At 46.2% G+C, this 12,541-nt stretch carries 7 protein-coding genes, 6 tRNA genes, 1 riboswitch and 1 other annotated feature; of the genes, 4 read left to right on the forward strand and 9 right to left on the reverse strand.

Annotation, left to right across the window (positions count from 1 at the left end; all coding sequences use genetic code 11):
• Positions 1 to 148: 148 nt before the first annotated feature.
• Positions 149 to 1,558 carry a LysM peptidoglycan-binding domain-containing protein gene (locus tag BLV66_RS04270; RefSeq protein WP_176974130.1) on the forward strand — a complete coding sequence of 470 codons (1,410 nt, stop codon included), beginning with the start codon at positions 149 to 151 and terminating at the stop codon, positions 1,556 to 1,558.
• Positions 1,559 to 1,653: 95 nt separating this feature from the next.
• Here the strand turns inward: BLV66_RS04270 and leuS are convergent, their stop codons facing one another.
• Both leuS and BLV66_RS04280 read right to left on the reverse strand, forming a co-directional pair.
• A complete protein-coding gene (gene leuS, locus BLV66_RS04275) occupies positions 1,654 to 4,068 on the reverse strand; it encodes a leucine--tRNA ligase (protein WP_086986901.1) in 2,415 nt (804 codons plus the stop codon).
• Between the two features lie 89 nt (positions 4,069 to 4,157).
• Positions 4,158 to 4,364: a binding site (T-box leader), on the reverse strand.
• Between the two features lie 88 nt (positions 4,365 to 4,452).
• Positions 4,453 to 7,563, reverse strand: a complete 3,111-nt coding sequence (locus tag BLV66_RS04280) for a LysM peptidoglycan-binding domain-containing protein (RefSeq protein WP_281251194.1) — start codon at positions 7,561 to 7,563, stop codon at positions 4,453 to 4,455.
• A 324-nt stretch (positions 7,564 to 7,887) separates the two neighbouring features.
• Here BLV66_RS04280 and mnmL point away from each other — a divergent pair, with 324 nt between their 5' ends.
• Both mnmL and mnmM read left to right on the forward strand, forming a co-directional pair.
• Positions 7,888 to 8,880 carry a tRNA modification radical SAM protein MnmL/YtqA gene (gene mnmL / locus BLV66_RS04285; protein ID WP_245826713.1) on the forward strand — a complete coding sequence of 331 codons (993 nt, stop codon included), beginning with the start codon at positions 7,888 to 7,890 and terminating at the stop codon, positions 8,878 to 8,880.
• Positions 8,849 to 9,430, forward strand: a complete 582-nt coding sequence (mnmM, locus tag BLV66_RS04290; RefSeq protein WP_086986904.1) for a tRNA 5-(aminomethyl)-2-thiouridylate-methyltransferase MnmM — start codon at positions 8,849 to 8,851, stop codon at positions 9,428 to 9,430. The genes mnmL and mnmM overlap by 32 nt, the downstream gene beginning before the upstream one ends.
• A gap of 53 nt (positions 9,431 to 9,483) precedes the next feature.
• Here the strand turns inward: mnmM and metK are convergent, their stop codons facing one another.
• Entirely contained in the window at positions 9,484 to 10,680 is a 1,197-nt protein-coding gene (gene metK, locus BLV66_RS04295; RefSeq protein ID WP_086986905.1) for a methionine adenosyltransferase, read from the reverse strand.
• Positions 10,678 to 10,754: riboswitch (SMK box riboswitch) on the reverse strand. Its footprint overlaps the gene before it by 3 nt.
• Before the next feature lie 235 nt (positions 10,755 to 10,989).
• On the opposite strand from metK, the gene BLV66_RS04300 reads away from it, so the two are divergent.
• On the forward strand, positions 10,990 to 11,796 hold the full coding sequence (locus BLV66_RS04300; RefSeq protein WP_086986906.1) for a hypothetical protein: 807 nt from the start codon (positions 10,990 to 10,992) through the stop codon (positions 11,794 to 11,796).
• Positions 11,797 to 11,892: 96 nt separating this feature from the next.
• Here the strand turns inward: BLV66_RS04300 and BLV66_RS04305 are convergent.
• The 6 genes from BLV66_RS04305 to BLV66_RS04330 form a co-directional block, all read right to left on the reverse strand.
• Positions 11,893 to 11,964 (reverse strand) — tRNA-Glu (locus tag BLV66_RS04305).
• 25 nt (positions 11,965 to 11,989) lie between these two features.
• Positions 11,990 to 12,062: transfer RNA gene (locus BLV66_RS04310), tRNA-Val, on the reverse strand.
• Between the two features lie 46 nt (positions 12,063 to 12,108).
• Positions 12,109 to 12,182, reverse strand: a tRNA-Ile gene (locus BLV66_RS04315).
• 68 nt (positions 12,183 to 12,250) lie between these two features.
• Positions 12,251 to 12,323: transfer RNA gene (locus BLV66_RS04320), tRNA-Met, on the reverse strand.
• Positions 12,324 to 12,355: 32 nt separating this feature from the next.
• Positions 12,356 to 12,427 (reverse strand) — tRNA-Glu (locus tag BLV66_RS04325).
• A gap of 26 nt (positions 12,428 to 12,453) precedes the next feature.
• Positions 12,454 to 12,541, reverse strand: a tRNA-Ser gene (locus BLV66_RS04330).

A 12,541-nucleotide genomic window follows, 5' to 3' on the forward strand; every position in this document is an offset into this window, starting at 1 on the left:
ATCGTTTTATCGTTTATGGTAAAATGTAAGTGTGCAAAAGAACCAGACCAATCCATTTTTTTGCCAAAACCACATTCATAGGCACTTGATTTTTAACGCTACCACGTCATCCGTGTCGCACAGGCTACAATAGAAAAGAGGAATAAAAATGAACACCTCAAGAAAGGGGTTCAGACATTTATTCGGAGTCATCCTTTCGCTCCTGCTTTTCTTCACCTTTTCGGCAACACCCGCTTTGGCTGCTACCTCGCAGATTATTTACCAAGGCTCAACATCCAATAAGGTTGTTGCCTTAACGTTTGATGATGGATCGGATGGATACTACGTCCAATCAATTCTGAACACATTATCAGCCAATAATGTAAAAGCCACATTCTTCCTCACTGGTCAAGGTGCTGAAAATCATCCGCAGGCAATCAAGAATATTGTCGCAGCTGGCCATGATATCGGAAACCACTCCTATAATCATCCGGATTTCACAACCGTATCGACAACCGAGATGACAAACCAACTCAACCAAACCGAAACAATCATCACAAACCTCACCGGTAAGAGCACAAAACCATTCTTCCGCGCTCCTTTCGGATCCTATAACAGTACCGTCCTGCAAACTGTCGGAAACGCCGGCTATACTTACACATTCCAGTGGACTATAGACTCGCTCGACTGGACAGGAAATTCCGCCACTGACATCTATAACCGCGTCATCAACAACGTCGTACCGGGAGCCATCGTATTGATGCATGCCGGATACGGCGCCAACGGGACGAATGCCGCATTGCCGAACATGATCAACCAGCTGCGTGCAATGGGTTACTCGTTTGTGACCCTTTCTCAACTTATGAACACCGCAAGCACGCCGGGGACAGGTTCAGGAACCAACTACACCGTTCAAGCTGGTGACACACTTTATGCAATTGCCTTGCGCTATGGTGTGACGGTACAAGCGATCGTAAATGTAAATGGCATCACCAACGCCAACCTGATCCGCGTCGGACAAGTTTTGACGATTCCGGGAACAGGCACGCCGACAACTCCGACGACTCCGACAACCGGAACGTCCTATACAGTCAAAGCCGGCGATACCCTGTATGCCATCGCCTTGCGCTATGGTGTGACGGTACAAGCGATTGTTAATGCAAATGGCATCACCAACGCCAACCTGATCCGCGTCGGACAAGTTTTGACGATTCCTGGCACGAGCACGCCGACAACTCCGACGACTCCGACGACAGGAACAACTTACACAGTCGTAGCCGGGGATACGCTCTATGCCATCGCCTTACGGTATGGCGTGACGGTCCAAGCAATCGTTACCGCCAATAACATCGCCAACGCCAATCTGATCAGTATCGGCCAAGTATTGACGATACCTGGTACCGGAACGCCGACGACTCCAACTACGCCGACAACCGGAACGTCCTATACAGTCAAAGCCGGAGACACTTTATATGCGATTGCGCTTCGTTATGGCGTAACCATCACGCAAATTGTGAACGCTAACGGCATAACCAATCCGAATCTTATCCGTGTCGGCCAAGTGTTGATCATCCCTTAAGTATGTTCGCAAAAGCCGATTTAAAAGAACACACATAATAAAGAGAACGCACACCCCGTCAGAGTTGGGGTGTGCGTTCTCTTTATTATTTTAGATTAATTCGCTACAATATTGACCAATCTACCTGGGATGGCGATGGTTTTTCTGACGGTTTTGCCTTCGATGCCTTCTTTGATGACACTGTTTTCCAATGCCAATGCGATCATGTCATCATTGGAAATATCGGAGGGAACCATTTCTTTTGTTTTCACTTTACCATTGATCTGGAAAACGACTTCGATCTCGTCTTCGACAAGGAAAGATTCATCATAAGTTGGCCATGCAACGTAGGAAATGCCTTCCGGTTTGCCCAGTTTCACCCAAAGCTCTTCACCGAAGTGAGGCGCGACCGGCGCAAGCAATTGAACAAATCCAGTGACGTATTCGAACGGCAATGCGTCCACTTTGTAGGCTTCATTGATGAAGATCATCATCTGTGAGATTGCCGTATTGAAATGCAGATTATCGTAATCCTCGGTTACCTTCTTGACTGTCTGATGGTAAACCTTGTCCAATTCATGCGTATTGATGGTTGTGATGCGGTCCCGCATCTTGTCATTTTCATCCAAAAGCAGGCGCCAAATGCGATCCAGGAACTTGCGGCTGCCTTCTATGCCGCCTTCACTCCATGTCGACGATGCATCCAACGGCCCCATGAACATTTCGTACATGCGGAGTGTATCTGCGCCATATCTTTCCACGATGTCATCCGGGTTGACGACATTCCCTTTGGATTTGGACATTTTTTCATTGTTTTCGCCCAAGATCATGCCTTGGTTGTACAATTTTTGGAACGGCTCTTTCGTCGGAACGATGCCAATATCGTAAAGGAATTTATGCCAGAAGCGCGCATACAGCAGATGAAGCACCGCATGTTCAGCACCACCGATATAAAGATCGACGTTCTGCCAATAGTCCAGTCTTTCTTTTGAAGCAAGGTCGTTGCGGTTATGCGGATCCATGAAGCGCAGGAAGTACCATGAGCTGCCTGCCCATTGCGGCATTGTGTTGGTTTCGCGTCTGCCTTTCATGCCGGTAACAGGATCGACAACATTGACCCACTCAGCGATGACGGCAAGCGGGGATTCCCCAGTGCCGCTCGGTTTCACCTGATCGGTCTTCGGCAACAGCAACGGCAGTTCATTCTCGGGAACCGTTGTCGATGTGCCATCTTCCCAGTGGATGACTGGAATCGGTTCGCCCCAATATCTCTGTCTCGAGAACAACCAATCGCGCAGACGATAGGAAATAACTTTTTCGCCCAGTCCGTTTTCGGACAGCCATTCGTTCATTTTCGCGATCCCTGTCGCTTTATCCAAACCGTTCAGGAAATCGGAATTGATGTGCACGCCATCTTCCGTATAGGCTTCCTCTTCGACGTTTCCGCCTTCAAGGACTGGGATGATTTCCAATTCGAATTTTTTGGCAAATTCATAGTCGCGGGTGTCATGGGCAGGAACAGCCATGATGGCGCCGGTTCCGTATGTCGCCAAAACATAATCGGCGATCCAGATTGGGATTTCTTTGCCGTTCACCGGATTGATCGCATATGCGCCAGTGAATACACCGGACTTCTCTTTTGCAAGCTCAGTACGGTCAAGATCGCTCTTCAGTGAAATGGAATCGATGTAAGCTTCAACGGCTTCGGCTTGTTGCCCGGACATGATTTCCTTCACCAATGGCAATTCAGGCGCCATAACCGCATAGGTAGCACCGTACAACGTGTCCGGTCTGGTCGTGAAGACCGTGAAGTCTTTATCCGTATCTTTGATCTTGAAAATGACGTTCGAACCTTCCGAACGTCCGATCCAGTTCCGTTGCATCTCTTTGATGCTTTCAGGCCAGTCCACCAATTCAAGATCATCAAGCAGGCGTTCTGCATAAGCAGTGATTTTCAGCATCCATTGTCTCATCGGTTTACGGTAGACCGGATGGCCGCCACGTTCGCTGACGCCGTCGACGACTTCTTCATTGGCAAGTACGGTGCCAAGCGCCGGACACCAGTTGACGGAAACTTCCGCCTCATAGGCCAAACCTTGTTCGTACAATTTTGTGAAGATCCATTGCGTCCATTTGTAGTAGCTTGGATCCGTGGTATTGATTTCGCGGCTCCAGTCATAACTGAATCCCAATGATTGGATCTGACGCTTGAAAGTCTTGATGTTAAGCTCGGTAAAATCAGCCGGATCGTTACCGGTGTCCAAAGCATATTGCTCAGCCGGCAATCCGAAAGCATCCCAACCCATCGGATGCAATACGTTAAATCCTTGTGCGCGTTTTGCGCGGGCAACGATATCCGTCGCCGTGTAGCCTTCCGGATGGCCTACATGCAAGCCTTGGCCGGATGGGTAAGGGAACATATCCAATACATAATATTTTGGTTTCCCGCCCTCTTCGGTCGTTTTGAAGGTGCGGTTGTCTGCCCAATATTTTTGCCATTTTTTCTCGATCGTTTTATGCGTATAACCCATTTCCAGCAACATCCTTTTCTTTTCATTCATCCAAACAGGTGATTGGCCATAAAAAAAGTCCTATAAGCAGCGTCCATCACTGGTTCTGCCTATAGGACGAGTTTTTCGTGGTACCACCTATATTGAATGTCTTTGCATTCCTTATCATGCCTGTAACGCAGCGATGCGGTCCCGCTTACTGATGCTTTCGGCGGAACAACTCAAAGGCGAGTTCAAAAGGCTCTTTGTGCATTTTCACCACCCATGCACTCTCTTCAAAAAAGCTGCTCTCTACTATTCCTTCTCTATGTCTGTTTCAGTTATGAATTGATTCATCTGCTATTTTAACAAATAAAACTCATTTCATCAAGACTTGATGCCTGCAATAGTCATTCGGCTGATGACTTAGAAAGTGATGACTTGGCCGACATAAATGACGTTGGACGTAATATCATTCGCTTCAATCAAAGCCGCTAAGCTAACATCATTTTTCTTGGCGATACTGTATAAAGTATCACCTTTTTGGACGGTGTATGTATTGGCGGATGCCGCAGGAGCACTTGGAGTTGGTGCTGAAACCTGCGTTGCAGTCACTTTCAACGATTGGTTCACGAAAATGATATCCGTGTTGAGATTATTCCAAGTTTTCAGGTCAGCAACCGAAACGCCATTTGCGGAAGCAATCTTGTAAAGAGTGTCGCCTTTTTGGACTGTGTACACTTTGTTCGTGACAATCGGAACGGAAGGTGTTGTTACAGTCGGCGTCGTTACGACTGTAGAAGTATTCCCGGTCGTAACCGTAGTCTTCACTTTCAATGATTGCCCAGGATAAATATAATCAGAACTCAGGTTGTTCAGTGTTTTTAGTCCTGCAACTGTCAGACCGTTCGCATTCGCGATTTTCCAGAGTGTATCGCCAGATGCCACCGTGATTGTGCTCGTCGTGGACGTTGACGGTGCTGTTGTCGTCGGCTGTGTAACTGTCGGTGCTGTGACGGTTGCGCTCTTAAGCGTCAACACTTGACCTGGCACAATGACATCAGAGCTAAGACTGTTCAATGCTTTCAGTGCCGCTACACTCAAACCGTTGGCGTTCGCGATTTTCCAAAGCGTATCGCCGGACGCGACCGTAATCGTGCTTGCTGTAGAAGGCGCTGTTGGTGTGGTCGGTTGCGTCACACTGGGTGTTGTCGTAGTTTGTTTAAGCAACAATGTTTGGCCGGGAACAATAACGTCACTCGTCAGATTGTTCAGGGACTTCAGTTCGGATACGCTCAATCCGTTCGCATTCGCGATTTTCCAAAGCGTGTCGCCAGATGCTACCGTTACTTTTCCGGTTGTTGTTCCTGGTGTCCCAGTCGGAGTTGTCGGTGTGGTTGGTGTTACCGAAGCCGCACTCTTCAAAAGCAAGACTTGGCCTGTCAGAATCTCATCACTAGTCAAGTTATTCAATGATTTTAATTCCGCAACCGACATGCCGTTTGCGGTCGCAAGTTTCCACAGAGTATCTCCAGACACGACAACGACACTACTGCCGTTCGATGGTGTTGTTGTTGGTGTGGATGGCGTTGTCACTCCAGGTGTCACCGTTGTCCCATTGATGTAGTTCACCGGATTGACGACGGTCCCGTTTTCTTGCACTTCGAAATGCAGATGGACGCCTGTCGAGCTGCCGGTAGTTCCCATCACGCCAATTTTTTGCCCTTGGCTGACGGTCTGTCCTACAGATACAGAAAGCCCGGATTGCATATGCGCATACAGCGTTTTGATGGTCACGCCATTTATTTTGCCGTGGTTAATGACGACGTAATTGCCGTAGCTGTAGTGATAAGTGGCGACTTCCACAACGCCTGCTTGCGACGCGGAAATATTGCCGCTTCCAGCAAGATCGATGCCCCGGTGGAATTCCAACGCGCCATTGATGGGAGACGTACGATATCCGAAAGGAGATGATATGTATCCGCTGGCTGGTTTAATGAAAGCTCCTGTTATAGTGGTTCCCGTAGTACCCGTATTCGTTCCGGTAGTTGGCATGGTAGTGCCTGTCGAAGTGGCGGTTGTTTTCAAAAGCTGACCTGGGTATATCGCATCGGACGTCAGACTGTTTGCGTTCTTCAATGCGGCGACGGTCATGCTGTTTGCGTTCGCGATCGACCACAGTGTGTCGCCTGATTTAACGGTATATGATTGGGCAGTCGTTTGCCCCGTGTTGTTGTTTGATCCGTTTTCTGTTGCACCCGGAGTAGTCGTTGTCGCCTTGCCCAACAATAACTTCTGGCCTACGTAAATGGTATCTCCCGTCAGCGTATTCAAGCTCTTCAATTCACTGACCGTCAAGCCTTTTGCGTTCGCAATTTTATAAAGAGTATCGCCAGCGATTACCGTATAAGACGCAGTAGTCGTATTTGATGGCGTTTCAGTCGGTGTAGTTGGTGACGTTGTTTCTTCATCCACGTCTTCCGCTGGCGTCTCATCTTCGACTACAACACTATTAGGCAGCACTAGTCGATCCCCTATATAAATCATATTGGAATTCAATTTATTCAGCGTCAACAGATCGACCAATGCAATCCCATATTTTTTAGCGATAGCGTATAACGTGTCACCGGATTGGACAACATGAACTGCAGTGCCCGCTTGAACCGGAGTATCCGGAGTTGTTGGTGTTTCCGGTGTTTCAACGTCTTCTGTATCTTCAGCAGGTACACCCGGTGTCTCTTGTTCCGTAGTATCTTTATCGGGATTCTCCGGAAGCTCTACAGGCGGCAGTTCAGGCGTTTCAGTCGGCGTTTCGAAGTCGACATTACCCGCATCCGGAACTTCAACCTCATCGTCAACAACAGGTTGATAGTTGTCATATTGATCCAAACCGTACTGCGCAATAATTCTGTTCAATTTGGTGCTGTAGGCCGTATCCGTCGCATAGCGGCCGGTCAAGTAAGCCGTTGCGTCCTGATAAGTGGCTGCATTGCTCTTCCAAGCACCCGCATAATAAGTCGGATTCCAACTGGTCCCGTTTGACAAAAGATTTGCATAGTCCTGCAGGGATTCCGCATAGGAAGGATACTTTCTGAATTCAGCGTTGATTGGATAGTAATTCTGCCCACCACTGTCTTCCAATGTCCCCATGTTGACCGATTCTCCGTCATAATTCCCTTTGATTCCGAATAAATTATAGTTAGGAGCCTTCGATAAAGCACTTGTACCCCATCCGCTTTCCAGAATGGCTTGGGCCATCATTACGGAGGCGTAGAGATCATTTTGCGCAGCGATTACGGTTGCGGACGGGATGATCTGGTTCAAAAAGGGATTAGTGGAATATACTTTTGTATCCGTTGTTCCAAGTGTAGTCGACTCTGCTGCCAAAGCCAGTTGGACCGGCTTCACAACAGTTGTCATAAAGAAGGATGTGCTCAACACCGCTACGCTGCGTTTCAATTTTTTATTCGTGGTGATAAAAGAATTGATCAGTTGTTCTTTCTTCTTTTGGTTGATGCGTTCGTTTCTGGATAACACCAAAATATACCACTCCCTGTGTCTATAATACTGCCTAAGTGGCAGCGAAAAACATCTTAATTTATAAAAATGATGAAGGATAATTTAAATTTCTTTTAAGAAAATCATCCAATATGTCTATTATATGTTTCTTTCCCAAATTTTTGAATGGCTATCATAACCATATTTAATATTTAACAATTGAAATAATTCTGTAACAATCCTTTCCAACACTTAAAAGTAAGCCCTTTCCATCTTTGGATTACCTTTAAATATAACACAAGCCGTCGAATAGTCTACTGACTGGACAAAAATCATGATAAAATGGTTGATGAGGTGAAAGTATTGACAAATCAATTTTTATACAGTGATACAAATAAACGTTACCATACATGGAATTACCATCTGCAACAACACTTTGGCGAAAAGATTTTCAAAGTCGCCATCGACGGCGGTTTTGATTGCCCGAACCGTGATGGCACTGTCGCACACGGCGGTTGCACCTTCTGCACTGTTTCCGGATCCGGCGATTTTGCCCAAGACCGGATCGACCCGCTGCCTGTCCAATTACGCAAAGGCATCGATATGATGCACAATAAATGGCCCAATGTAAAGAGTTACATTGCCTATTTCCAGAACTTCACTAATACGCACGCTCCGGTGGATACTCTGCGCCATCGTTATGAACAGGTTGTCAATGAGCAAGGCGTGGTTGGCATCATGATCGCGACACGTCCAGATTGCCTGCCGCCGGAAACGATCGCATATTTGGCGGAACTGAACAAGCGTTACTATATTTGGGTGGAATTGGGACTTCAGACCATTCATGAAGAAACAAGCAAGATCATCAACCGCGCACATTCTTATGACACCTATTTGAAAGCAGTCGAAGAACTTCGTGCGCATAATATCCCAGTATGCACCCATCTCATCAATGGGCTTCCGGGAGAAACCCATGATATGATGATGGAAAGCGTCAACCGTGTCATGCTGGATTCGGATATCCAAGGCATCAAGATTCATTTGCTTCATTTGATGAAAAACACCAAAATGCTTCGGGACTATCATCAAGGCAGGCTAAGGTTATTGGAGAAAGACGAATATGTTGAACTCGTATGCGATCAACTGGAAGTCATTCCGCAAGAAATCGTCATCCACCGCATCACTGGTGACGCACCGCGAGATACCCTTGTCGGTCCGATGTGGAGCCTTAAAAAATGGGAAGTGCTGAATGCAATCGACCATGAGCTGGAACGCCGTAATACCTATCAAGGAATCTACAATATCAGAAATAAGGGTGAGGAACATGTTGTTGTCCGCAGTGGACTTCAGTCATAAACTACTTAAAGAAACAGTCAATAAGGGAGATATCGTCATCGATGCCACTGTAGGGAATGGGAGTGATACGGTCCTCTTGGCGACGTTGGTCGGCGCGGCAGGAAAAGTGATCGGTTTTGACATCCAGAAACAAGCCATCGAAAATACGAAACAAAAACTATTGTTGGCTGGCTTGACAGATCAGGTCACCCTCCTTCACCAAGGACACGAAACACTCGCGGATGTTTTAGCCGATCATGCTGATGTCGGCGGTGCCATCTTCAACTTGGGCTACCTACATGGAGCCGACAAAACGGTCACTACCCAAAAGGATACGACCATAACTGCGGTCAGCGCTTTGTTGCCTAAGCTGCGGATCGGCAGCTACATCCTTTTGGTCGTATACAGTGCTCATCCGGGCGGCATGGAGGAGAAAAAGGCTCTGCTTGATTACGTCAGCGGTTTGAATCAAGCATTATTCAAGGTCCTGCACTACGGCTTCATCAACCAGATCAATGAGCCACCGATTTTGATTGCCATCGAGAAAAAGAAAGCACCGTATATGAAATAGAAATAAGCACAAAAAAACTGCAAAAACGAGTTGCAGTTTTTTTGTGCTTATTATTATTTGCCAGCTTGGACATACGAAAGCAAAGCATCAGTTTTGTCCGTCTTCTCCCAGGTGAAGTCAGCATCAGCACGGCCAAAATGTCCGTATGCTGCTGTCTTTTTGAAGATAGGACGACGCAGATCCAACATTTGGATGATACCCGCTGGTGTCAAATTGAAGTTTTTGCGTACCGCTTCAATCAAAGTAGCTTCTGGATATTCGCTTGTACCGAACGTGTCGATCGCAATCGATACAGGTTCAGCAACGCCGATCGCATATGCCAATTGGATTTCGCATTTTGTAGCTAAACCAGCCGCAACAATGTTCTTAGCGATGTAACGGGCCGCATAACTTGCGGAACGGTCAACTTTTGTAGCATCCTTACCTGAGAAAGCTCCGCCACCATGACGCGCATATCCACCATAAGTGTCCACGATGATTTTTCTTCCTGTCAGACCGGAATCACCTTTAGGCCCGCCGATAACGAAGCGTCCTGTAGGATTGATGAAGTATTTAGTGTCAGCATCCAATAAAGCGTCGTCGATAACCGCATGGATGACATGCTCCAAAATATCTTTTTTCAATTGTTCCAACGTAACATTTTCATCATGTTGCGTGCTCAAAACGATTGTATCTACACGTTTCGGTTTGCCGTTCTCATCGTATTCCACGGTAACTTGCGTTTTCCCGTCTGGTCTTAAGTATTCCAAAGTACCGTCTTTGCGAACTTCAGACAGACGTTTCGCTAGCTTATGACTAAGCGAGATAGGTAAAGGCATCAATTCTTCCGTTTCGTTGATCGCAAAACCGAACATCAACCCTTGGTCTCCTGCCCCGATTTCATTGTAGTCCGTAGTCACTAGCTCTCTGCGTTCCAATGATTCGTTGACGCCGATTGCGATATCGTCGGATTGTTCGTCCAAAGATACCATTACAGCTAAATTATCCGCATCAAAACCAAATTTACCACGTGTGTAACCAATTTCAGTTACAGTATCGCGGACAATCTGTTGAATGTTTACGTATGCGCTTGTCGTGATTTCACCAAAGACAACTACTAGTCCTGTTGTGACAATCGTTTCGCAAGCAACACGCGCATGTGGATCAGCAGCCAACAGTGTATCCAAAATTGCATCGCTGATCTGATCAGCGATTTTATCCGGATGACCTTCCGTTACTGACTCTGAAGTAAATAATCTTTTTTCTACCATTTTTCATTCCCCCATTTTTTTGGTTACAAGGCGTCTTCACATATTGTGAATCCTATCGGGATATTGCAATTAGCCTCTGAAAAGCAACATACCCAATATACGCTATCATCATCAAAAAAGCAACAAAAAATAAGAGAATTTCATCTTAGTGCCACGGATTGTGCTCACTAAATACACATCAAAACTTTTCTGGGTCGCTTTTGACTCTTAAGTAGCTTGACATCACAATGACGTTAACCTATGATGAATTTGCGCAATATGCATGAGATGATACACTAACAGTACCAATTAATGAAGAAGGAAGAGATTATGCTGACAATCAAGAAACAATTCATGCACCTGATGAACCACACCTTTTTAGCGATGCTGACAGCCCCTTTGACGCTGCTTCTTTTCGGAGCATGGAGAGGAATGACATTCAACGGACCCAACTATCTACTACTTTTCATGCTTTATCTATTTCTGATGTTTACCCATGCCCTCGAACGGCTTTTTTCAAAAAGTGAACAAGCCGGTACAAAACTTCCCTATAGAATGATACTGTTTTTCGTTATCCTTTCAATCGGATCGTTGATCATCATTTTCTCTTTATCGAATGTGATCCTGGCTGCCATTCTTTTGTTGTATATTTTTTATTCGATCTTACAATTTTATCCGTACAGCATGACAAACACTTTTTACGAGATACTGCTGAGACCGTTCTTTAAGATACTGATTCTATCATCTGTATCCTTTTTTTCGCAAGCAAACTTTATCCCACTTCAGCTGCAATACGAATTGCTTCCGTTGATCCTGTTCCATATCTTTGGTTTGATACAGATACAAATCAAAAATACCACGGGAAGCGATCAGCCAATGACTTACTATCAACAACTGCTTCTGAAGCACTCAAAATCTTTGAAAATGACTTCCTTCATGCTAGCCTATGCAACAGCAATCTTTCAAATAATTAATCTCAGTAGCTCGCTCTGGGCCATCAGCTTATTCGTATTGTCCACCCTACTGGTCTTTCCTTTATTCAAAAGAAGATTTCAAGCCACACTCAGAATTGAACAATATCTGACTAACTATAGTTTTCTTTTCACGCTGAGTTATTTCTTACTGTTTTTGGTCTAAATAGAAAAAACAGGCAACTGCACCCATCTATTCGACGGGTGCAGTTGCCTGTTTACGTTTAAGAAAAAAGCACTCAAAAGAGTGCTTTGCAATGGATGATCCGTACGGGAATCGAACCCGTGTTACCGCCGTGAAAGGGCGGTGTCTTAACCGCTTGACCAACGGACCATAAAGTTGAAAATAAATAATGCAATGGAGGTTGACGGGATCGAACCGCCGACATTCTGCTTGTAAGGCAGACGCTCTCCCAGCTGAGCTAAGCCCCCATATTGCTATGGGTATTTAATTTTATCAGGATTCCGGTTAAGGAAATGGGCCTAAATGGACTCGAACCATCGACCTCACGCTTATCAGGCGTGCGCTCTAACCAGCTGAGCTATAGGCCCTACAAAAGCGCATGACGCGAATCGGATTCGCGATAGTAGAATCTTCATTCAACTGAAATCAGAATCAATTGCGGGGACAGGACTTGAACCTGTGACCTCCGGGTTATGAGCCCGGCGAGCTGCCAACTGCTCCACCCCGCGATAATTTTATTATGGCCTAAAGGTCATGGCAATGATCCGTACGGGAATCGAACCCGTGTTACCGCCGTGAAAGGGCGGTGTCTTAACCGCTTGACCAACGGACCATGTTTTAATTTTTTTGATAAAGCTACGGAGAAGGAGGGATTTGAACCCTCGCGCCGCGTTAACGACCTACACCCTTAGCAGGGGCGCCTCTTCAGCCACTTGAGTACTTCCCC

Source organism: Trichococcus collinsii (assembly GCF_900107505.1).
GTDB lineage: Bacteria > Bacillota > Bacilli > Lactobacillales > Aerococcaceae > Trichococcus > Trichococcus collinsii.